The 21,712-nt window shown below is 45.8% G+C and carries 19 protein-coding genes and 3 pseudogenes; 18 read left to right on the top strand and 4 right to left on the bottom strand.

Features of this window, described 5'->3' with window-relative positions:
• Window positions 1–145 precede the first annotated feature (145 nt).
• From A4E54_RS13840 to A4E54_RS13805, 8 genes and pseudogenes are all read left to right on the top strand, one after another.
• Window positions 146–1,177, top strand: coding sequence for a PhnD/SsuA/transferrin family substrate-binding protein (locus A4E54_RS13840; RefSeq protein WP_240083809.1), 1,032 nt, complete (start codon window positions 146–148; stop codon window positions 1,175–1,177).
• A 63-nt stretch (window positions 1,178–1,240) separates the two neighbouring features.
• Window positions 1,241–2,027 (top strand): annotated as a pseudogene (gene phnC / locus A4E54_RS13835) (phosphonate ABC transporter ATP-binding protein).
• Entirely contained in the window at window positions 2,017–2,802 is a 786-nt protein-coding gene (locus A4E54_RS13830; RefSeq protein WP_240083807.1) for a PhnE/PtxC family ABC transporter permease, read from the top strand. The pseudogene phnC and the gene A4E54_RS13830 overlap by 11 nt, the downstream one beginning before the upstream one ends.
• On the top strand, window positions 2,799–3,674 hold the full coding sequence (locus A4E54_RS13825; RefSeq protein ID WP_240083806.1) for a PhnE/PtxC family ABC transporter permease: 876 nt from the start codon (window positions 2,799–2,801) through the stop codon (window positions 3,672–3,674). Before A4E54_RS13830 ends, A4E54_RS13825 begins: the two co-directional genes overlap by 4 nt.
• A 53-nt stretch (window positions 3,675–3,727) precedes the next feature.
• Entirely contained in the window at window positions 3,728–4,933 is a 1,206-nt protein-coding gene (locus A4E54_RS13820) for an alpha-D-ribose 1-methylphosphonate 5-triphosphate diphosphatase (protein WP_286726447.1), read from the top strand.
• Window positions 4,927–5,370 (top strand): GNAT family N-acetyltransferase, encoded by a 444-nt coding sequence (locus tag A4E54_RS13815; protein WP_286726446.1) that lies wholly within the window; start codon window positions 4,927–4,929, stop codon window positions 5,368–5,370. Before A4E54_RS13820 ends, A4E54_RS13815 begins: the two co-directional genes overlap by 7 nt.
• Window positions 5,371–5,480: 110 nt before the next feature.
• Complete coding sequence (locus A4E54_RS13810) at window positions 5,481–5,696, top strand: inositol monophosphatase family protein (RefSeq protein ID WP_286726444.1); 216 nt, start codon at window positions 5,481–5,483, stop codon at window positions 5,694–5,696.
• Window positions 5,693–5,998: pseudogene (locus tag A4E54_RS13805) on the top strand (transposase); the annotation flags it as partial. The gene A4E54_RS13810 and the pseudogene A4E54_RS13805, both read left to right, overlap by 4 nt.
• On the opposite strand, the pseudogene A4E54_RS13800 reads toward A4E54_RS13805, so the two are convergent.
• From A4E54_RS13800 to A4E54_RS13790, 3 genes and pseudogenes are all read right to left on the bottom strand, one after another.
• Window positions 5,967–7,354 (bottom strand): annotated as a pseudogene (locus A4E54_RS13800) (IS1182 family transposase); the annotation flags it as partial. The pseudogenes A4E54_RS13805 and A4E54_RS13800 overlap by 32 nt on opposite strands.
• A gap of 97 nt (window positions 7,355–7,451) precedes the next feature.
• Complete coding sequence (locus tag A4E54_RS13795) at window positions 7,452–8,354, bottom strand: hypothetical protein (RefSeq protein ID WP_240084938.1); 903 nt, start codon at window positions 8,352–8,354, stop codon at window positions 7,452–7,454.
• Between the two features lie 373 nt (window positions 8,355–8,727).
• Window positions 8,728–10,113: an IS4 family transposase gene (locus A4E54_RS13790; protein ID WP_286726442.1), complete on the bottom strand. Its 1,386-nt coding sequence runs from the start codon at window positions 10,111–10,113 to the stop codon at window positions 8,728–8,730.
• A 643-nt stretch (window positions 10,114–10,756) separates the two neighbouring features.
• On the opposite strand from A4E54_RS13790, the gene A4E54_RS13785 reads away from it, so the two are divergent.
• From A4E54_RS13785 to A4E54_RS13740, 10 genes are all read left to right on the top strand, one after another.
• A complete protein-coding gene (locus A4E54_RS13785; RefSeq protein ID WP_240084939.1) occupies window positions 10,757–11,089 on the top strand; it encodes an AbrB/MazE/SpoVT family DNA-binding domain-containing protein in 333 nt (110 codons plus the stop codon).
• Complete coding sequence (locus A4E54_RS13780; RefSeq protein WP_286726440.1) at window positions 11,073–11,381, top strand: type II toxin-antitoxin system RelE family toxin; 309 nt, start codon at window positions 11,073–11,075, stop codon at window positions 11,379–11,381. Before A4E54_RS13785 ends, A4E54_RS13780 begins: the two co-directional genes overlap by 17 nt.
• Before the next feature lie 560 nt (window positions 11,382–11,941).
• Window positions 11,942–13,015: a stalk domain-containing protein gene (locus A4E54_RS13775; RefSeq protein ID WP_240084941.1), complete on the top strand. Its 1,074-nt coding sequence runs from the start codon at window positions 11,942–11,944 to the stop codon at window positions 13,013–13,015.
• Window positions 13,016–13,247: 232 nt separating this feature from the next.
• Window positions 13,248–13,718 carry a DUF2680 domain-containing protein gene (locus A4E54_RS13770; RefSeq protein WP_240084942.1) on the top strand — a complete coding sequence of 157 codons (471 nt, stop codon included), beginning with the start codon at window positions 13,248–13,250 and terminating at the stop codon, window positions 13,716–13,718.
• A 169-nt stretch (window positions 13,719–13,887) separates the two neighbouring features.
• The gene (locus A4E54_RS13765; RefSeq protein WP_240084943.1) at window positions 13,888–14,463 is read left to right on the top strand and encodes a hypothetical protein; all 576 of its coding nucleotides are present in this window, start codon (window positions 13,888–13,890) and stop codon (window positions 14,461–14,463) included.
• Window positions 14,464–14,583: 120 nt separating this feature from the next.
• Complete coding sequence (locus A4E54_RS13760) at window positions 14,584–16,221, top strand: DUF445 family protein (protein ID WP_240084949.1); 1,638 nt, start codon at window positions 14,584–14,586, stop codon at window positions 16,219–16,221.
• A gap of 198 nt (window positions 16,222–16,419) precedes the next feature.
• Complete coding sequence (locus tag A4E54_RS13755; protein ID WP_240084944.1) at window positions 16,420–17,334, top strand: DUF8754 domain-containing protein; 915 nt, start codon at window positions 16,420–16,422, stop codon at window positions 17,332–17,334.
• Window positions 17,335–17,404: 70 nt separating this feature from the next.
• The gene (locus tag A4E54_RS13750; protein WP_240084945.1) at window positions 17,405–17,758 is read left to right on the top strand and encodes an SCP2 sterol-binding domain-containing protein; all 354 of its coding nucleotides are present in this window, start codon (window positions 17,405–17,407) and stop codon (window positions 17,756–17,758) included.
• Window position 17,759: 1 nt separating this feature from the next.
• The gene (locus A4E54_RS13745; RefSeq protein ID WP_248286102.1) at window positions 17,760–19,124 is read left to right on the top strand and encodes an APC family permease; all 1,365 of its coding nucleotides are present in this window, start codon (window positions 17,760–17,762) and stop codon (window positions 19,122–19,124) included.
• 237 nt (window positions 19,125–19,361) lie between these two features.
• Window positions 19,362–20,900, top strand: coding sequence for an N-acetylmuramoyl-L-alanine amidase (locus A4E54_RS13740; RefSeq protein ID WP_240084947.1), 1,539 nt, complete (start codon window positions 19,362–19,364; stop codon window positions 20,898–20,900).
• Between the two features lie 201 nt (window positions 20,901–21,101).
• Here the strand turns inward: A4E54_RS13740 and A4E54_RS13735 are convergent, their stop codons facing one another.
• Entirely contained in the window at window positions 21,102–21,536 is a 435-nt protein-coding gene (locus A4E54_RS13735; RefSeq protein WP_353681841.1) for a copper amine oxidase N-terminal domain-containing protein, read from the bottom strand.
• Window positions 21,537–21,712: the final 176 nt, after the last annotated feature.

Genomic DNA, 21,712 nt, shown 5'->3' with positions numbered 1-21,712 from the left:
CTAAACCTTGAATTAATTAATTTGACCTTAACAACCGTCCGTTAAAATAAGATGTGGGATTATCTTTATTACCGTCAGGATTAAGGTTCAGTTCTTATTGTTGAAAAAATGAGAGTATTTTTAACAAAATGAAAGGAGTATTTTCGTGAAGAAAATTCATTTGTTAACGCTGGTGGCTGTTCTGATAGCATCCCTGTTGGCAGGGTGCTCATCCGCATCCAATACCTCATCTGTCATAGAGCCCAATACCATCACCATGGCCTGGCTGCCGAATAACGCGTCCGATGATTTTAAGGAGGCCCGGCTTGAGATCGACAAGGTTATTGAAGAAGCGACGGGTAAAAAAGTGGATGACAAATTGACCACCGACTATGCCATTACCATTGAGTCCTTAGTCAGTGGCAACGCTCAATTGGCCTACGTGGGCTCGCAGCAATACATCGAGATGCACAACAAAAACAATAAGGTTCTGCCCTTGGTGGTTAACAGCGGGGATTCGGGAACTTTGAACGATGCCTTGTATTACAGCAGGATCCTGGTTAAAAAAGGAAATGAAGAGCAATATAAATCCGGCGGCGCATATTCCATTGATAATATTGTGGGGAAAAGAATGTCTTTCGTTTCCACCAGCTCGACTTCCGGCTGCAGAGTGCCTTCATCAGCTATTGTGGCTACTTTTTCCAAGCAAGACAAATGGAAAGATCTGAAGCAGGAAGATTTGCTTGAAGGCGGGAACGGCAAGTTTTTCAGCCAGGTGCTCTTTGGCGGATCCCACCAGTTGTCTTTGGTCAACTTGCTTACGGATAAAGCCGACGTCGCGGCGGTTGATGATATCGACCTAGTCAGCTATGTTGATCTCACTTCCGGAAAGGACAACACGCCTGGGGCTGTCTACACGGTCAGGAAGGATGCCGCCGCCCCGTTTGACAAGCTGGCGGGCGCGCAATTCGTGGTGCTCAAGGCGGTCCCGGTTTTGAACCCTCCCATCGTGGTCAATACCGGTGCGTTAAGTCAGAAAACCATTGATGCTTTAACCCAAGCGTTTACCTCCGATGAAGTTGCCCAAAATCCAAAGATTTTCTATCCCAAGGGAGGTAAAGGAATCTTCTTTCAGCCGCAGCGTTTCGTGAAAGTAGAAGATGCCTGGTTTGATCCGATCAGAGATCTGAGCAAATAAGATTAGAGCAAGGGGCGGAGTCTTACCGCAGGCTGGCGGAATAAAAAACGGGGAGGCTGGAGTGTGGCATTATTGGAATTAAAAAATGTCACCAAATATTATAACAACGCGACACCGGCTTTGTCCGAGGTCAGTTTCGAGGTCCGGGAGGGGGAGTTTGTTTCCGTCATCGGTCCTTCCGGAGCCGGCAAGTCAACATTGCTTCGCTGTATTAACAGGATGATTGAGGTGTCCGGCGGGGAAATATATTTCGACGGTGTTATTGCTTCAAAGCTGAGGAAAAGAGATTTAAGAAAACTGAGAACAAAAATCGGCATGATCTTTCAGCATTATAATCTGGTGGACCGGCTAACTGTGCTGGAAAATGTTCTGCACGGCAGGCTTGGCTACAAATCGACGCTGGCGGGTGTTCTAGGCCGCTACAGTGAGGAAGAAAAAAAAACAGGCATTGGAAATTATCAAGTTATTGGGCCTGACCGACCAGGTTTACAAGCGGTGTGACCAGCTGAGCGGCGGCCAAAAGCAGCGTGTCGGGATTGCCAGAGCCTTGGTGCAAAACCCGAAAATGATCTTATGTGACGAGCCGATTGCTTCTTTAGATCCTAATGCTTCAAAGATCATCATGGACCACCTGAGGAATATTTCCAGAGAGATGGGCATAACTTTGGTCGTCAACTTGCACCAGTTTAATGTTGCCTTGAAATATTCGGACAGAATTATCGGCGTAAACAAAGGGATGGTTGTTTTTGACGGCGCGCCCGAGGATCTTTCCGCTGAGCAAATTTCTGATATTTATGGCTCAGAGTCAGGAGATTTAATTATTGAGCCGGGAGAGAAAAATGCAAGCTGATATTTTTGCCAAACGGCGGAACGAAAGTCTAATTTTCTTTACCCTGTTAGCTATTTTGACGGTGGGTTCAATCATTATTACTCAGTATGATGTGCTGAAAGGCTTTACCAGTATCGCCAAGGCTTTAATCTGGGGGTGTACCAATTTTTACCCTGATGCCGGGTCGATGCAGAAGTTGGCTGATATTTTGCCTAAACTGTGGGAAACGGTGCTGATGTCGATCGCGTCCACCACGGTGGCTGCGGTTTTTGCCATCCTCCTGGCCTTGGCCGGATCCCGGACGACCAGAATGAACAGTCTTTTTAGCGTTATCAGCAGGGGTATTGCTTCGCTTTTCCGCAACATCCCCCTCGTGGCATGGGCCATGGTCCTGATGCTGGCGTTCAGCCAAAGCCCGCTGACCGGTTACCTGGCCTTGTTCTTTGGTTCGTTCGGGTTTCTTGCCAGGGCGTTTATGGAAACGATCGACGAAGTGAGCAATAACGCGGTGGAAGCTTTGCAGGCTGCGGGCGCCAGTTATTTTCACATTATATTTCAAGCTGTTTTGCCTTCCAGCATGCCGCAGATGATCAGTTGGTTGCTATACATGATTGACACCAATATCCGCGACGCCACTTTGGTGGGAATTCTCACCGGCACAGGTATCGGCTTCTCTTTTGACTTGTTTTACAAAAGACTGGACTATCATGCCGCGAGCCTGGTCGTGCTGCTGGTGGTGATCACGGTTATTGTCATTGAATCCATCTCAAATTACGTGAGAAGGGTGATCTTGTGACGCAAATTGAAGAATCAATTAAAGGTTGGGGGCGATTGAAAGAAAAGGGACACATAAATGATGGCATGGATTTAAGCGCCGTAAAGCCCCTAAACAAGTCGTCTCTTGCGATGCGGATAATCCTGCTGTTTTTGTCGGTACTGACAATATACGCTCTATTCACAATCGATTATAAGTCGATCGACGTGCCGAAAGCGTTCGCCGATACTATCAGCAATTTCAAAACAATATTTCTGCATCCATATTCGCACCGTTTCAGCTTATGGGAGGCTTTCTACGAAGTTGTGGTGACTATCGGGCTGGCATTTTTGACCACATTGTTTGGCGCCGTGATTGCCTTGCTTTTTGGGCTGCTGGCCGCTCAGAATCTAGCTCCCAAACAAGTTACCAATATGATCAAGGCGTTTGTCGCTTTTATCCGGGCGGTGCCCACGATCTTATGGGTGCTGATTTTTGCCGTGGCCGCCGGGTTGGGCAGCGCCGCAGCGGTAATCGGCATGACTTTTCATTCCGTCAGTTATTTGACTAAGGCATATTCCGAGTCTTTTGAGGACCTGGACAGAAATGTGCTTGAAGCTTTGACGGCCAGCGGCGCCAATTGGTGGCAAATTGTTTTTCAGGCGGTTATCCCGTCCTCTGCCACCTATCTGCTGTCCTGGACTTTTTTAAGATTTGAAATAAACTTCGCCAACGCCGTTGCCATGGGTGCCGCCGCGGGCGCGGCCGGAATAGGTTTTGATTTGTTCATGGCCAGCGAATTTTATTTCGATCTAAGGGAAATAGGGTTGATTACCTATCTTATTCTTGCCTTTGCCATTGCCCTGGAGACGATTTCTTTGCGTATGAAAGGGAGATTGCATAAAAGGACTTGAGCCGCGGTTGGCGATAATCGGGATATAACTTATAAAACGCGGGGAGTAAATAAATGAAAATGAAAAAGACATGCATCTATAACGCAAATATCGTTTTGCCGAACCAGGTCATCAAGGGCTATATACTAATTGAAGGCAGCAGAATAGCCGAGGTGGGAGAAAGCGGTTTTGCCGGTGATTATAACCAGCCGGATATGGCGGTAGTTGATGCCGGAGGTTGTTACGTTATGCCGGGCATGATCGATATCCATAGCGACGCAATTGAAAAAGAAATGCAGCCAAGACCTAATACGCTGTTTCCTATCCATATGGCCTTCTACGAACTGGAAAAAAAGCTGGCCGTCAGCGGTATCACTACCATGTATCATTCTCTTTGTTTGAGCGACGAATGGGGTGTGCGGGATAAAGATATGGTTTTGCGCGTTATCAGCAGCATAGATAGATTCAGAAAAACACGATCAGTGATCAATCACAGAATACATCTTAGATATGAGTTGACTTTTCTTGATGGTCTAAGAATCCTTGAAAGCATGATCAGAGAAAAGAGAATAGACTTAATGTCATACATGGACCATTCTCCCGGCCAAGGGCAGTTTAAGGATGTGGAAGCCCTAAAGGACTTCAGGAGCCAATCATATGGAAGAAAAGAGAAGGAGATTAATGCTTTTTTAGACAAAACCATGGAGCGACGGGCCATGATCGATTGGTCCAGGCTTGTTGATCTGGCTAAATTTGCTAGGGACAAGGGGATTAGACTGGCGTCCCATGATGATGACACAAAAGAGAAAATTAATACACTGCTTGCATGTGAAGGAGTCATCAGTGAATTTCCCGTTAACCTTGATATCGCCGTCTACGCCAGAGCAAAAGGCATCCATGTATGTGTAGGAGCGCCCAATATCATCCGCGGCAAGTCACACAGCGATAATATGCGGGCTATTGACGCCATTGCCAATAACGCCGCGGACATTGTTTGCTCCGATTACCTGCCCGGCGCCATGCTGCCGGCGCTTTTTTACCTCACCGGGGAAGGAATTAAACTAACAGAAGCGGTTAAACTGGTGACACTAAACCCGGCCGAAGCTTTAGGCATCGCATGTCAGGTGGGAACGATAGATGTTGGGAAATACGCTGATTTAATCATAGTTGATTTACATGAGGACTATCCCTTGGTTCGTCAAACCCTTGTTAGCGGAAGCACGGTTTTTCAATCTGATTTCCATAAATTTAACAATGAGAGGTTTGATCAGATATGCTGATCAGAGAGGCGATAGAGGCCGACCTGCCGGAAATATTAGAGGTTTTAAAAGGCTTGGATGAAGAAGACGAGGTTGCTCCATTCGACGCGCTGTCGTTATGGCGTAAAATCAATGAATATCCGTACTATAAGATCATTGTAGTGGAAGATGCCAATACTATTATCGCCACATGCAGCCTGATCATCATTGATAGCTTGGGTCATCAGGGCGCCAAGCTGGCTGTGGCGGAGAATGTGATCGTAAGTCCAAAATTCAGAGGGCGTGGTATCGGCAGCCAAATGATGCTGTTTATCATGGAAAAAGCTAAAGAGCAAAATTGTTACAAGCTAATGCTTTCCAGCAGCAAAAAGAGGGTTCCGGCGCACAGGTTTTATGCAAAGCTGGGTTTTAAGCAACATGGGCTCAGTTTCTTGACCGAGGCCGGTAAAAATGTGTGAGATGAATTTTATGGATTATGTCAGACATGTTGAAAATGTTCTAGAAGCGTTTATGAGTTTGCCTGAAATAGTGGCTGGATTACTGTCCTTGAAGGAGGGGGTATGATTAGATGAATGAGCAAGAAAGAGAAATGTATGATTTTGCTTATGATTTAACCCGGTCCGCAGGGTGCAAATTAAAGCAGGAACGCCTGCATTCCGTCATTGAAGTCAAAGAAAAGACATCCCAGATGGATCTTGTTACTGAACATGATCTATTAATAGAACGAATTCTTATCGCGGCGATTGTGGCAAAATACCCCGGCCATGGCATACTGGCCGAATAAAGGAAAACAGCTCAGGAAAACACAAAGATAAGAGCAGTATCAGCAAGCGAGGACGGCGACGGTTAAGATCACTGCTGTTCCAGGCAATCATGCCGCTGGTAGCCAATAACAAAGGTTTTCAGGAACTGCACAGCTACTATACGACCAGGAGCCAAAATCCACTAAAGAAGAAACAATCGTTGGTACTGCTAAGCTGTAAGTTAATCAGGGTATTTTTCGCCTTGTTGACCAAAGGTATCGCATATGACCCAGATAAGATGATGAACGACATCAAAAGACCGTTACTACAGGAAGCAGCATAAGTAAGACACCACTATCTTTGTTTCTAAACAGTTTCAAAATATTATGCGTAAGACAAAGTAGCAGCCATTCCCCGCGGACTAATTCCAGTCCGCGAAGTGAGAATCTGCGAAAACCCTGAACCCCTTTAATCTGACCGAAGACAGGCTTAACTACCTGTTTTCGTAGGGCATACTTAGCCCATCCGGCTTTGGTCCTCAATTTTCGTTTCATGAGATCGGGCAACGGTAAATCTACCGGAATCCTACCTTTTGGTGCAGGTTCAGGTTTCTGGTTGTGTTTGATTCTCTCTGCCGGAATGTATGCGTCTATTTTACTTTCTAGAAACTTATGGTTGGTTTTACTAAAATACCCGGCATCGGCTGATAGTTCTTTGGGATACTGTCCTATGTTTTCTTTAATTCTTTCTACCAGCATCGGGAGGTGTTGGACGTCGGTTGCCTGGTTGGTTACATCCACTGCTAAAATGATCTGGCTCTCTTGGCATCAACTACAGCCTGGGCGTTATATATGCCTGAACAAAGGCTTTATCAAAGTTCTTCATGATCCTTGACTCGGGATCAGTAAATTACGCTGGGCCTTGTCCACCGGTTCTCCGGTCTTCTTTTTGTATTTGACCCTGCCCTGGGGCGGTGTTGTTGGTGGATCGTTATTATTATCGTCATCCGTTTTCTTTTCGTCTTCTTCCTGGGCCAGCTTGGCTTCGGCTTCAAGGGCGGCTTTTGCCTCTTTAATTTTCTTTAACCTGGTTTCCTGATGGGTCAATTCTTCAGGAATTTCATCACCACAGCGGTCCCGGCCATATAGCTGGTCTTCTTTTAAATCAAGACGGTTTGCTTTTTCAAGGAGTTTTTAAATTTCTTTCTCCAACCGTTGCTCTTCGGTTTTCATACGACCATAGCTCATGGCGGCGTGTTTGGAAGTGTTGGCATTGATTTTTGTGCCGTCTAAAGAAGCATGCTTTAAGCCAATTAACCCGGATTTTTCACAGATCTTGAGGATCTGTACAAATATATTGGGCAAGGTTTTTATGTGTCGCCGCCTAAATTCGTTGATAGTCCTGAAGTCTGGTTTATTTCCACCGGCCAAAACGATGAATGCCAATCCCTCATAAAGTCGTGAAGCAATTTTCCTTGATGAGAATATGCCTCTTGAGTACGCATAAAACAGAATCTTGGTCATTAATGCTGGATGGAAGGGGCTGGCCACGTGTTTCTTTTTCGTATTCTTTATGGATAATTGAAAGGTCTAGATTATCAAAAGGTCGCTGATGAAATAAACAATGTGTTCTTTTGGTAACCAATCTTATGGCGACGGTGGAAAGAGATATATTTGTTTGCGTTATATGGTTTATATTTTGATCATAATGTTATATATTTCTACATTTTATTCCATTTATCCTGCTATCAGGTTGATATTCAGACAGGCCGCTAGACCCGAGAAAGCTTACTCTTATTACTTAATATCTATTCCGGTATCAATGCGAATAAGACGTGGAGGCCCTTTAAAAGAAGGAACCTTATATATTATACATAATTTTCCACGAGGTATAGAGTCATTTTTTTCAATTCTATATTCAAATTTATTGTTTTTATTTGGAGGTAATGGTACTATTTCAGCTTTTGATTGAATTACTTTAAATAGATTTTTGCTAATTATTTTTTCATCCTCAGGACTTGTAGTAATCACTATTGAATCAAAAGTAGAAAATGATCTATTTTCTTCAGTAATATTAATATAATTATCATTTACATCTATAAGATATTTTGTGTTACTATAATTGCCTAAAAAGAAATATAGAATAGTAATTATTGTTGTAATTGTTACGACTATCAATGAAATTGCAGTACTTATAGTATATATTTTAAATAAATTTCGTAAATCTTTGATTGCTAACCGTTTTATGGCTCCTTTTATATTGTCTCCTGAAATATAAAGTAAAGAGCATAATATTAGTAAGATGAATATGACTTCAAGAAAACAAAATAATGTTTTATTGTCAATAATACTTAATAATTCATTTCCAAACAAAATAACAATAGTATATGAACAAACAATAAAAGTAATAACTATCCCTTTAAAAATCTTATTGCGTCGCAATGTTATATTGTATATTAAACTGTTATTATGGTTTTCATATAATGTTAAACCGGTCATAAATATATACGCAGTTATTAATAGAAAAATTAAACAACAAACTACTAAACCTAATACTATTAGAGCTATAAATATTACACTGCTCTCAGGATTTGTTTTGTTGTAAAAGTCAACGAACCTCAAAGCAAACCAGATAGTTATAGCACCAATTAATAGAACATATTGTTCTTTTTGTTTGTTTTCATTAAATATTTTTCTCACCTAATCATATAATTGTATCTTTTATTAATATCGGATGAAACAATCTATAAATTAACTTGTTTACATTAATTTCTTGGAATTTATTCAATATAAAAGAAAGTAAAAAGAGCAAATGGAACGGCGTGGTCGCTTTAGTCAACCGCCACGCTGATTAACAGGGGCACACACCGTCTGAATTTAGGTATTTCTTTAGGGCTAGCCGAAAAAAGGAAGATGAGCGACTTGCACGAAAAAAATCCAGTTAGTTATCAGCAATCAAATATATAATCCATTGTATCACCATCAATTTTTATGTTGATTATAAAATAAAATCCCCCGGTAAACCCGGAGGCCTAAGAAGTCTTTAGTTTTCTAGTTGATTAACTCAACTTTCTCAGGACGAAAGTTGAAGCCGTCCCTTTAAAAATGCGGGTAGACAGGAAATAAAATTGTTGATAAGCTCCTGTAAAGCAGAATCCGTTATTGCAAGGTACTTCCGCAAGGTATTTTTAAGCATCGTTAATATCAGTTGAAATGCTTCGTAGAAGCTTATATCCTGAAGCTCGTCACAGCATAAATAAAATAAACGGCCAAGGGTTCTTGGATCTTTACCTTCCCGGCTTTCCAGGGCCAACATGATATAACGACAGAAAACTATCGTGGTATGGGCAACCATTGAGTCATAAGATCTTCCCTGGAACTCCTTGGCAAGGTTCAAAAAGGATTTGGTGGTTTTGAAAAACACCTCAATGTCCCAGCGTTTTCCATAAGTCCGGATAATCTCTTCATCGGTCAACTCTAAATCAGTTGTAAGCAAGGCCAACCATTTTTTCGACCGATTCCTGTCCCGGACGAATAAAATCCGTGCCGGCACAGGGTTACCCTCTGAGTCCTTGCCGATTTGAACGATGGCATTCGCTAAAACCTTAGCTTTACCAGGCTTTTTAAGAAGTTCCCTGTAGATGGCGTCAAGGGTAAGCTTTTCCCCTTTGTAGATGTAATGAACCTTTTTCATTGATTTAAGCATGCATATTACATGAAGGCGATATTCACGAACCTTACAGATGATGGATGGAAAGGCAAACCAGCTATCGAAAAGAAGGTATCTTGCTTGGACACCATGTTCTTGGGCCTGGCGTAAGAGGTCAAACATTACCTCGGTAGATTTTTTAATGCTTTCCATCCTTCTTTTATAGCCGGTAGTACGCTTATCAATCCGTGGGTCAATCCCACAGAGCCGGTTGCGTTCCTCTTTGGAACTGAGCAGTGAAAAAGCAACCGGCAGAAAAGTATTACCGTCTGACCAACCCAGGGTGAGCATCCGAAATCCACGGACATATCTGTTTTCAACATGATCCTTTACCCTGGCCAGCAATTCGACAGCCTTGCTTCTGTTTCGGCTGTACAGAGAGTCATCGAGAATAAGGACATTCTTCCTGCTGTTGGAGGTCAGCGGACCAATGGTTTCCTTAATGATAGTTGAACAGAGAATGAGTAAAAATTTTCGCCAATTATACCGGAACGAATTCAAAAACCGGTAAACAGCGTCCTTTTCCGGCTTTCCACGATCAACCCCGGATTGTAAAGTCCGGTAAAGATTCTTTCCGGTAAAGACAAGCAGAAAAATGAACTTGAAGATGATAAAGCAGCTAATCCCCTTTTGTTTACAGAAGTTTGAGTTTTTCAATATTTTCCCAATTTTGTACTTCGATAAAAAATTATTCACCCGGGAGTTAAACTGTTTTTCAACTTCATATTGTTCTGGTAAAATAGATTGCATAAAACATCCCTTTCCTTTTGGTGGAGTGGTTTTTGGTCAATTCTATTTTACCAAAAGTTAGGGGTGTTTTTGTTTGTTTTCTTCGGAAAAGCCAGAAATAACAAGACTTTAGGTCAGTTATTCACCAGCGAAAGTTGAGTTATTAATTTTATTTGTTATTAGTTCTTCGAAAGCAAGTTCAAATTCTTTGATAGTTTTAGCCTTAACCGCCTGACGCAGAATTTTTCTCAGTAGACCTCCGTCTTTGACTACAGATAGCCTTTATTTTAGTCCAATAGGATGCTGCTCGGTTTTCTCTTCAAGGGCTTCGATGATGGCCTCTATTATCCCTTCATCACGACCTCTGGGCTTTCCACTCTTCACGAATGCCATCGAATAGAGGCAGATTTTCCAATCTACTCACCTCCAGCACTTTTAAAATTAAATCCTTTGGGAACCTCAATGAAGATAAAGCCGCAAGTGCTATATACAAGATCGCCCTCTCGTCCTCTGTTTCTACTTCACTTTGCAACCGCCTCGCGCATTTATCTAGTACCGTCTCGGGCAGTTCATCATAACTCATCTATAAAGGTATTTTCACATTGAATTTTTTATGGTAGGATACACTTAAGGTATTACCGTATTACCGTAGGAGGTTATCTTAATGTATACAACTTTAACATCAAAAGGGCAGGTAACAGTTCCGAAAGAAATTAGGGACAAGTTCAATTGGAAAGAAGGTACGAAACTTAAATTTTACCTGGACGGCGAGGATTTGAAGGTTAAGGAAGTTACTATTGCTGACGAAATGGAAGATTTGCTTTTAAAAGATTTAATGGATTTGGGTTATAAAGGAAAAGAACTTAAAGCCAAACTTCTTGAACGAAAGGATGTTTTAAATAAAGCTTTTGACAAGTTTATAGAGGAACGGCTTCAAGAGGAAACTGTTTCTTTGGAGGATGCCATAAGGAGTATAGAAAATGAAGAAAAATTATGAAATCCGGCTATCCAAAGGTGCAGTCAGGGACTTGAAAAAGATGGAACCTGCTTTAAGGGATTTTATGTATAATAGAATCTCTGAAATTGCGGAGGACCCGTACAAAAATAAGGAGCTATTTGGCCTCTTTAAGGAACTCCGCTCTCAACATAATAAATTTAGGGGTGTAGAATATAGGGTTATTTATTATATAGACGAAGAAGGTAGATTAATAATTATTGCCCTAATGGGAACCAGAGAAAACATATACGATGAATTAGCGAACATTTCTACCAATCTAAAAACTTCTTAGGCTTCCGGGTTTACCGGGGTTTTATATTTATAATAAACATAAAATTGATGGTGATACAATGGATTATATGCGGTAGCAGGAGTTGCAAAAAAATTGAGGGTGAGGAAATCGTTTGCTTAGGTATAACGAAAGTATAAGTGAATGTAATTCAAGTGGATTTTGCCGGGAGCTTGTCTTAATGTCTGCCGGTGGCAGGATAAATGGAATAAGATGTAGAAATCCACAATATTATGCTTAAAGGAACTTTGCCGGGACATGCCCTGGGCAACGGAAATAAACCTGAATCCAGTTGCATCAATATGTTTGGGCGGCAGCTGTTTTCAGCAAAATTTCAGCTATTTTTCAGAAGATATTTGTCTTTATTAATATAGAATTAATATAACGCCTGAAATTCCCCAAATTGGGTTTCAAAGGAGGGAGCGCAAAAAAAATGGTTCCCGTGTTTAATAGGCTGAATGTTGGGTGGTGGTTACACGCGATAAGTAATCAAGTAATATCTTGATTTTTGAATAACTTTGCATAATTGAGCGATTTATCAAAGCTATGGGGGAGTTGTGATTATGAAGAAAAGAATTATAACCGTGTTGCTGTCGCTGGCTATAATGATGATGACGGCCATGACTGCGGAAGCTACCGTTGCCAAGGCGCCAATCAATGTTGATTATCAGGATATCGTGATTTATGTTAACGGCAATGCTGTCAGTGTGCAGGCGAACGAGGAGCCTTTTATCTACGACAGCAGGACATTCCTTCCTGTCAGAGCGCTGGCGGAAGCTTTAAACCTGAATGTCGAGTGGATCGGTGAAGCTAAAGCTGTTAAAATATCTGGTAACACAACAACTGATATAAATTCATTGGCTGAAAAGGACTTGGAAATTCAAAATCTAAAACTTCAAATATCGCAAAAGGATAGTGAAATTCAGAGTTTAAATGATAAGATAGCCTCTCTTGAATCAAATGATGACATCGGCAGCCTGGAAGATGAATTGATTTCTGATTATGATTATTTGGAAGATGTGAAAATTGAGGACATCAGCCTTGACGGCGATGAAGACGATGTTGACGTGAATATTGAGGTTGACCTTAATGACTATGCGGACGAGTGGGAATACTTGGACGACAGTGATATTGAGGACTGGATTGAAGACCTGGTGGGGAGCATACAGGATGGATTATCTGATTATACAGTGGTTGACGGAGAAATTATAGATATCGACAGTGATGATGTGTTAGTGGAATTTTATAAAGACGGGGACGACAGTCTCGAAGTGGATTTTGGGGATGAAGACTATCGCTCTGACACCGACGCGGAGGATGTGGAAGATGACTTGAAAGGCGACAGCTATTATGTGAGCAGCATAGAATTTACCGTAACTAGTGTTAATTATGATGAGGATGACGACAATGTTACCGTAAAACTCGAGGCGGTCGATGACGATGCTGCCACGGAGTGGGAAGACTTAACCAGCAGTACTATTAACAGTAAAGTGAAGGATATTTGTAAGGACATTGCCGAAACATTTGATGAAGACGCGGATATCAGCCTTGATACTGTTACTATTTACTTCTATGATGAAGACTCATATTCGCTTGACAATTTTGAATATGACGTGGATGATGATGATCTGATTTAGTGATTAAAGGCCGTTTAATGAGGAATAAAACGGAAGCATGCGGAGATAAAAATCCAGGCCCGGATAGCCTGGATTTTTAAGTTTACGAACGCCTTAGTACTTGACGTTTTATGATGAATTCCCACAGGATGAATAAAAAAAATAAGAAGATGACATAAAACGGTAACATTATGATAGTAACATAAACTAATGGCGTATTATGTTTATTAAATTTTGAAGGAGGGTGGCTTTCATGAAGCTAATCAAATCGCGTCTTGGTGTTGTCGTTCTAGTCATGATTATTCTTGCCGGGGTTGCGGCAGGTTGCGCCGGCCAAAAGCAGGCTGACATACTCCCCTCCCCGGCGGACGGAGAAGCCGGCGGCGGGTATGATCCCCCGGATGGTCCGCCAGATAGTCCGATAAATGGTTACTTTAACGGGGAAAGACCTGAAAGGACGGGTTTTAACCTCAACGACGCGGCAAGCCTGTTGGACATGACGGCCGACAAACTTGATGCGGAGATGCAGTCAGGTAAAACAATGGAGCAAATTGTTACTGAACATGGTATGACAATGGAACAATTTAATGAAAAGATGCTTGAGAAAAGGAAAGCCGAGATAGCTCAGGCGGTGGCAGACGGCAAGATGACCCAGGAACAAGCTGACAACATGCTGCAGAACATGGGGAAAAAACCTGATAATAATGGCCCCCGGCAAAGATAATCATGGCGGCTCTTGTAATTATATCAACCCTTCTGAAAGCATTGATTTTTACGTTTCAGAAGGGTTAATAAATTCTTGGGCTATTACCGAGCTTTATTTTGCCAATTAATTGTAATAAAATATTAATGACATTTATCGACTTTTTAATTTATCAAGGGATGTGTTAATTATGGCGAAACAGGGTAAGAAAGAATTCACCTTAACAGCTTCCGGCTACGAGTATGACAGGGATCTGGCAAAACTGCCGGTAAAAGTTTTCCCGGCGCTTCAGGCTCTAATCGCAAACCAGCATGACTTAATTGAGATTTCTAAAATTCACGCGCCGGAGAAATCAATTTTTCTGGAAGCTCATCTGGCTGAGCTGATTGAAGTTGAAGAAACGATAGCGAAGGAGTATGCTAAGCATTGCGCTAAAAAAGAAGAATTAAAAAAGAAAAGGCAGGATAAGGAGAAAATCATCAAAAGCATGCCGCAATCAGATGAAACGAATAATCTTCAGTTCGGATACGATGAGCGGGTCAAGGAAAACGAAGCGTTGCTGGACGAGATGGCGGGCAGGATGAGCCCCGGACTTCCGTCCGCGAGGTTCGCGGCAGGCGTCAAGCCTCCACTAAAGCAGGAGGACAGAGACGTTCGGCGAATAGCCATCGGCGCGTCCATTAAGGCGTTAAGAGCCCTGCTCGGGCGTGAACTTAATGAACAGGAATTGTCTATTATTGAGAGCCAGGTTGATTCTTATCTTTAAGATAGAATAATAAGATAGAATAATAAGTATAGCACAATGTTCCTTCACATATTTGTAATAAAATGTTACAATCAAAAAAATTGAAACTGACGACAATCAGGCGGTAACGTTATCGTGGACATGCTGCTGGTGCTTCTGAAAAATATCATTTTGTCCACCCTGCACGGCTGGGTGGGCGCTTCGCTGGCTGTCTTTATGTTTTTCCGGCCGCTCAAGCCCTGGCGGATCGGGCGTGTCAGGATTTGGCAAGGGGTTATCCCGGCCCAGCAGGCGCGCATTGCCGAGGCGGTCAGCGGCGTAGTGTCTAGTGAACTGCTCACCCCGCAGGCTTTATTCGACTATCTGGTGCGGGAGCAGGCGCTGGAGCGCCGGGTGCAGTCCACCATGCATGATCTGATGGCGTCGGTGGCCGGCAATGAATATCCTTCAGTCGAATCAATGTTTCCTCCGTCGGCCGCCGGCTTGAAAGAGGAATTGAAAACGCGGGCGAAAGAGGCGTTGGTCCGGTGGACGGTGAAATACCTGACCGACCCTGGCGTTGAAGATTGGCTCAGGGACTTTTTGCACCGCCAGTTGAAGCGCTTGTGGCAAAAGAAAATGGGCGAACTATGGCCGGAAGAGCGGGCCGAGGCTGCTTTGCGGCGCTTTCTGGAGGATGTGGCGGTATACGTGTCCGGACCGGATTTTAGGGGCGCGGCTTTGCGCCTGATCGGACAGGCGCACGGCGCGCTTTGCGGGCAGGCTGTGCCCCTGCGGGATGTGCTGCCGCAGCCGTTGCGGGATGAAGTAGCCGAATGGCCGGCCCGGCTGGCGCAGGTGCTCCCGGAATTGATCATGCGCCTGCAGAATAGCGAAGAAGTGCTGGAGCGTTTGACCGCGGTAATCCTGGACATCATGGAGCAGCTCAAAAGAAAAGACCCGATGGCGCGTCTCAGTATTGGCTTGTTCCAGTTTTTCAGCGAATACCAGACGGAAGTGAAGGACTTTGTGCGCAATGATATGTTTCCCCGCCTGGGCGAGTTCTTATCCTCACCGGAAATGAGAAAGTGGCTGGAGCAGTATATCCGGGAACAGGCGGACGCTATTTGGGACCGGCCGGTTGGTGAACTGGCCAGTGGACTTGATGCGGAGCAGCTGGCGCAGGCAAGCGACTGGCTGGCCGGGCGTTTGAGCGGGTGGCTGGCCGGGGCGGGCGCGCAGGCTTGGCTGGGTGAGTTTCTTCTCGGCCGTTATCGCGCCATGGCCGGGTATACGGTGGCAGAATTATGCGGGCGCTACGGCGGCACTGCTCCGGGAAAAGTGGAAACGTCACTGGCGCGTTATGGCCTTGACCTGCTCCGCCAGCATGTGACGGTGCGCTTCTTGCGCTTGGCGGCCCGCTCGCTGGTGGATGAGGTCGCGAATTACCCGGTAGGCCGCCTGCGGGATCGTTTTTCTCCGGAAACGCTGGAAAAAGTCGAAGTGATGTCGGCGGGAATGATCACCACTTACATGAAGAATAAAATTCCATCTTTTCTAGAGGAATTGGATTTGAAAACCATAGTCAGGGCAAGAATTGAAAGCTATTCCACCCATGAACTGGTGGACATGTTCCAGCGGGTGACAATGAACAGCCTGCAGAAAATTGAGATTTACGGGGCCGTGATCGGCGCGGTGATGGGGGTGTTTTTCGGCCTGGCCAACCTGCGTGCGGATGCTTTTTGGTTTATCGCCGCTCTCTTGGCTTTTGTGATCGGGTTGCTGCGCTTTGTGAAATAGTTTGCCTGCCTGTTGTGACTGGAGCATGGCTGCTGCTGGAGGCGGGCAGGCGGGCGGGGAGTTCTTGCTAACCCGGCAGTGCAAGGTATCAAGGCATAAGGTCCGGCGCTTGTTTTTTTAGTTTTTTTTGGATACAATGGTAAGAGTGAAAGTGTAGAAATCTGTACTGCAGGGGTGTTTGATGGGAGGCAGCAAATATTGAAGAAAGTGGTCAGTGTCAGTCTCGGTTCTTCCAAGCGTGACCACAAGGTCCAGGTGGAGCTTCTGGGGGAGCGGTTTGAAATATCACGGGTGGGCACGGACGGCGACTTTAACCGGGCTTTGGAAGTGTTGCGGGAACTGGACGGAAAGGTGGACGCCATCGGCTTGGGCGGTATTGACGTTTACCTGTTTGTCCGGCAAAAGCGCTACGCCATCCACGACGGGCTAAAATTGATGGAAGCGGTCAAGGTGACGCCGGTGGTGGACGGAAGCGGTTTAAAAAACACCCTGGAGCGGGAAGTGGTACGCATCCTGGCTGAAAATACCGGCCTGCTCAAAAAAGGCATGAAGGTCCTGATGGTCAGTTCGCTGGACCGGTTCGGCATGGCGGAGGCCCTTTATGACATGGGCTGTGATATGACTTACGGCGACCTGATCTTTACCATGGGTATGCCCTACCCGGTCAAAACGGTGGCGGAGCTTGAGGATATCGCCAACCGCACCTTGCCTGAGTTGGTGAAGATGCCTTTCCAGATGCTTTATCCCACCGGTAAAAAACAGGAGAGCCAGGACGAGGCGAAAGTACAAAAATTCGCCGGCTATTATTATGAGGCTGAGGTGATCGCCGGGGATTTTCACCTGATCAGGCGGTTTATGCCGGCGGGCATGAGCGGGCAGACCATCTTGACTAACACTACCACCCGCGACGATATTGAGTTCCTGCGCGAGAAAGGAGCAGGCACCCTGGTTACCACAACTCCCGAATTTGAAGGTCGTTCGTTCGGCACGAACGTTATTGAGGCCGCCATGGTGGCTATTCTTGGTAAAACGCTGGAGCGAATCGACGCGGAAGATTACCTGGAACTATTGCGCAATTTGAACTTTCAGCCGCGCATCCTGCGCTTGACGTAACGAACTGAACCTGGCACATTACGGACGGTTCTTTAGCTTTTAGCAGCCGCCGGGGAGGTTTAAGATAGTTTTGGCGACGCATTTGGAAATAACGGAAAGTCTTAAAGTATTTCAAGACAATTACAACAGCAACCAACGCTTAAAAATTATGAACAGGGACTGGAACCGCGTGGTGGTGATCAAAGCAACCGATATTGAATCCTTGAACACATTTATTGTGCAAGACGGCTTGGTTTCAATAAAAGAAGGCGCTTTGGAGAATCCCGACCTGACGGTGATTTCCGACAGTGAAACCCTGGCCGATATGTTTTACGGCGACATCACACCCACTGAGCCTTACAACAACGGCACTTTGCGGATCATCGGCCAGGAAGACGACATCATCCGGCTTGACTTCATTTCCCTGATGATCTGGGGTGAATAGCTTGCAGCTGAAAAAGGTGCTCACCCTGCGCACAGTGGTTGCCACCAGCGCCGGCCTGACCCTGGCCACCTCGACTTTTGTCGCCGCCGTGCAGGTGGCTGGTTATGTACTGGGAGATACCGCCTGGATCGCCATCCTGACCGGCGGGATTCTTTGTTTTTTGGCCGCTGCCTGTTTTTCCGAGCTGAACGGCCTTTTGCCTACGGCCAACGGCATCCGTCTCTATTTCAGCCGTGCTTTTAACGACCAGGTGTCGTTGACGGTTTCCATATTGTACATGACTATTGTGATTGTCGGCGTGGTCGGAGCGGAAAGCTATGTTCTTTCCAGGGTGTTGGGGGAGGTTTTTCCCGCGGTGCCGCCCTATATGTGGGTTGTGTTGCTGCTCCTCCTGGTCACCTTGATGAATATCAGAGGTCTGAAAATAGCTGGTGTATTCCAGGATGTGATTACATACGGGCTGCTGGCTTCATTGATGGTAATTAGCTTGCTCGCCCTGCACAAGGGCAACTTTCAACTTAACGCGCCTTTCGCGCCGGGCGGGGCTTCCGGCCTGATTAACGCGGTGGCGCTGGGGGTGTTCCTGTTTGTGGGCTTTGAATGGGTCACTCCCCTGGCCGAAGAAGTAACTAAAGTTAAGCAAATTTCCAAGGGCATGATGATCGCGCTGGGTCTCCTGAGTGTGACCTACGCTGTTTTCACCGTGGCCATGACCGTTGCCGTGCCGAAAGATGTACTGGTGGCTTCAGCGGCACCCCACATGGTGTTTGCCCGTACGCTCCTGGGTGGCCCCGGCGCGGCGTGGATGGTGGCAATCAGCCTGGCGGCCTCCGTGACCACCTTTAACGCTGGTATGCTCAGCGTGTCCCGTTTCATGTACGCTTCCGCGCGGGAGCACGTGCTGCCCGCGGTATTCAGCCGGGTGAGCATGCGCTTTTTCACCCCCTGGGTGTCCATTGTCGCTCTCTTTTTCGTATCCTTGACCGTGGCCGGGGTAATCCTTCTGACTCATCGTTATCTGGTCTTGCTGAAGCTGGCCGCCGCCATGGAGTCCATCGTATATGTCCTGGCGGGCCTTGCGGTAATCAACCTGCGCCGCAGAATGCCGGACAGCCCGCGCCCCTATAAGATCAAGGGCGGATTGGTCATCCCGGTTTTGACTGTTGTGGTCTTCGCGCCGCTGGCGTTGGCCGTTTTGTATACCGACTTGTGGGCGCTGATAGATTTAGCCGCGGCTTTTCTGGTCTGCCTGATTTATGTAAACACTGCCGTGCCATATTTAAAAAAGAAATATGAAGCGCGCAAACCGGCGGGGAGACGCCGTCCGTCCCGGACAACCGGGGAGGGCGGCATGGAAGAGAACTAAGAACTCTTCCAAAATGACATTATAATCTGCTTTGTCCAGGGAACAATTTGAAGCTATAGCCAGTCTAACCACATGAGAGTTGAAGTTACATAAAGATCCAAACTTCAACATTATGTGGTTTTTTATTGCAGCAGTCCATAATTACTTTGGAAATTTAAAAAGAAATTATGGATATTTATGTAAAATTTTATTTCAGTTGATTAACTATTAACGCCGGTTGGCGTGGGGGGGTCGATAATGCATCAAAAGAACCGGTTATCACTAATCTTTTTTGTTCCACTAGTCCTGACACTGTTCCTGGGCATCTTTCTGTCATTTCCACATATTTCCGCGGCTGCCGGGGAAATTGCCGTTGTGCAGGTAGATGTCGCCAATATTCGCACCGGTCCGGGGACGGACAATAATGTGTCTGCGCAGGTGGGATTGGCTGACCGCCTGACAGTGTTGGGAAAGTCCGGTGACTGGTACCAAGTAAAAATCGGTAACGGCTTAACCGGCTGGGTGGCCGGCTGGCTGGTCGCCCTGGAAGCGGCCGGAACAACGCCCGAGCCTTCCCGTTCCGGGGAGACTTCCGGGGGGAAAACCGCCGTGGTAAACGGCAATGCGGTGAACATCCGCAGCGGTCCGGGTACCGGCAACGGGGTTATCGCACAGGTTAACCAGGGGAATACCCTTTCAGTCCTGGGACAGTCGAGTGACTGGTACCATGTCAAGCTGGCAGACGGCTCAACTGGCTGGGTGGCCGGCTGGCTGATCAGTCTTCTTGCCGCGCCGGCTGAACAGGCGCCGTCTCCGGTGGAGCAGGATACGGGCGGTAAAACGCCGGAAGACAACAGCGGGAAAGTGGACAACCAGTCCGGCAACAAGGCGCTTTCTCTAAATGTCACTAATACCGGCGGCAAAACGAGGGTTGCTTTGAAAGCCGGCGCGCCGTTTACTTACTCTTCCCTTACTTTGAATAACCCGGACAGGCTGGTTGTGGATTTGCAAGGGGTTGCACCCGGCAACCTGCCGCCAAGCACAAAAGTCGACACTAAATCCGTTAGCCAGGTGCGGGTGGGATATTTTCAAAAGAACCCGGATATTACCAGGCTGGTTATTGAATTGAAGGGTGGCGCCCAGTACCTGACTACACTGTCCGCCGATCAGAAAACTTTGACGGTTGAAACGTACATTCCCGACGTGAGCGGGTCTTACCGGGGCAAAATCATAACCATTGACCCCGGCCACGGGGGAAGCGACCCTGGCGCCATTGGCGCGGGCGGAACCAAGGAGAAGGAAGTAAACCTGGATATTGCCAACCGGGTTGCCAGGATCCTGAAGGCGCAGGGAGCCAAGGTTGTCATGGCGAGGTCAGGAGACACCGATGTCGGCCTTTATGAGCGCACAGACAAGGCAAACTACGCCAAATCTGACGTTTTTGTCAGCATTCATATGAACGCCAACGAAAACAGGTCAATTGGCGGTACCACCACCTATATTTACAGCGGCTCCGGCAATTCCGAGGATGCCGCCAGGATTCAGGAGAGCAACAGGCTGGCGCGCTGCGTCCAGGCTGAACTGGTCAAAGCCCTGGGCCTGCGGGATGTTGGCATCAGAAGCGCCAATTTTGCGGTTTTGCGTACCTCTTACATGCCGGCCATTCTGGCGGAAGTAGCTTTTATCTCCAATCCGGCTGAAGAAAAATTGATGCTTACCGATAGTTTCCGCAGCAAAGCGGCTGAAGCGATTGTCAGGGGGATCGGGTTGTACTTTGCGGGGAAGAAGACCGCCTAAAGATTAACCTGAAGATAATATAAATAGCATTTCGCGAGCTTATTCACAGCTCGTTTTTTTTTGTTGTTCAGCAGCATAACTAGTTATTAAGAACATTGCCGAGCAGACCAATTTTTATAAAAAAAGCGCCTACGCATCCATCTTTGAGGACGCTTAGACGTTGTTCAGCAATTTTATATGCTGCTTTTTATAATTTGTTAATTAGCTAAGTATGCTCACTGTTTTTGTTCGTTCATCCCAGGTTACCTTGGCACCAAGCGCTTCTGCCACAAATCGCAGGGGTACAAAAGTTCTTCCGTCTACAATTTCTGGCGCCACATCAATGAATAGCGGTTGTTTATCCTTTGTCGCTTCAGTTTTGCCTATCCATAATGAGACTGTTTCGTGACTTACTATGTCGATACGATTTTCAGAGGAACTCCAATTTACATGGGCACCCATGCTTTCCGCGATAACTCGTAACGGCACCATGGTTCGGTCATTTTTGGTGAATGGAGGAACTTCGGGCTGGATAGTTGTAAAGTCAATCATGATACGAATTTCTTCGCCTTTTAATGAGCTTAACTGCGTGTCTCCTTTATATGACCATAGCAACGCGTATCTTCCCGCTCCCCTGTTGGTTTCAGCTTCAACCACTCCATCACTGCCGTTCCAGAATATCTGAGAGGGCAGCTCAATCCAACTGTTCTTTGATTCATCCCAGTATCCGATTCTAAAATAACCTACTGATAAATTAGATAGCCTCTCGGCATTCGCCGAGGCAGATGGCACAAGGCTTTGCTTGAACCATCGTTATTGAATTCCTCCTACTT

This window comes from Pelotomaculum sp. PtaB.Bin117, from assembly GCF_002067195.1.
Taxonomy (GTDB): domain Bacteria; phylum Bacillota; class Desulfotomaculia; order Desulfotomaculales; family Pelotomaculaceae; genus Pelotomaculum_D; species Pelotomaculum_D terephthalicicum.
This window is presented reverse-complemented; position numbering and strand designations above follow the sequence as displayed.

What these genes read in the sequence shown, in the direction of transcription:
- A4E54_RS13830 (WP_240083807.1), top strand. Translation starts at nt 2,017, where the DNA reads ATGCAAGCTGATATTTTTGCCAAACGGCGGAACGAAAGTCTAATTTTC.
- A4E54_RS13820 (WP_286726447.1), top strand. Translation starts at nt 3,728, where the DNA reads ATGAAAATGAAAAAGACATGCATCTATAACGCAAATATCGTTTTGCCG.
- A4E54_RS13815 (WP_286726446.1), top strand. Translation starts at nt 4,927, where the DNA reads ATGCTGATCAGAGAGGCGATAGAGGCCGACCTGCCGGAAATATTAGAG.
- A4E54_RS13810 (WP_286726444.1), top strand. Translation starts at nt 5,481, where the DNA reads ATGAATGAGCAAGAAAGAGAAATGTATGATTTTGCTTATGATTTAACC.
- A4E54_RS13790 (WP_286726442.1), bottom strand. Translation starts at nt 10,113, where the DNA reads ATGCAATCTATTTTACCAGAACAATATGAAGTTGAAAAACAGTTTAAC.
- A4E54_RS13785 (WP_240084939.1), top strand. Translation starts at nt 10,757, where the DNA reads ATGTATACAACTTTAACATCAAAAGGGCAGGTAACAGTTCCGAAAGAA.
- A4E54_RS13780 (WP_286726440.1), top strand. Translation starts at nt 11,073, where the DNA reads ATGAAGAAAAATTATGAAATCCGGCTATCCAAAGGTGCAGTCAGGGAC.
- A4E54_RS13775 (WP_240084941.1), top strand. Translation starts at nt 11,942, where the DNA reads ATGAAGAAAAGAATTATAACCGTGTTGCTGTCGCTGGCTATAATGATG.
- A4E54_RS13770 (WP_240084942.1), top strand. Translation starts at nt 13,248, where the DNA reads ATGAAGCTAATCAAATCGCGTCTTGGTGTTGTCGTTCTAGTCATGATT.
- A4E54_RS13765 (WP_240084943.1), top strand. Translation starts at nt 13,888, where the DNA reads ATGGCGAAACAGGGTAAGAAAGAATTCACCTTAACAGCTTCCGGCTAC.
- A4E54_RS13760 (WP_240084949.1), top strand. Translation starts at nt 14,584, where the DNA reads ATGCTGCTGGTGCTTCTGAAAAATATCATTTTGTCCACCCTGCACGGC.
- A4E54_RS13740 (WP_240084947.1), top strand. Translation starts at nt 19,362, where the DNA reads ATGCATCAAAAGAACCGGTTATCACTAATCTTTTTTGTTCCACTAGTC.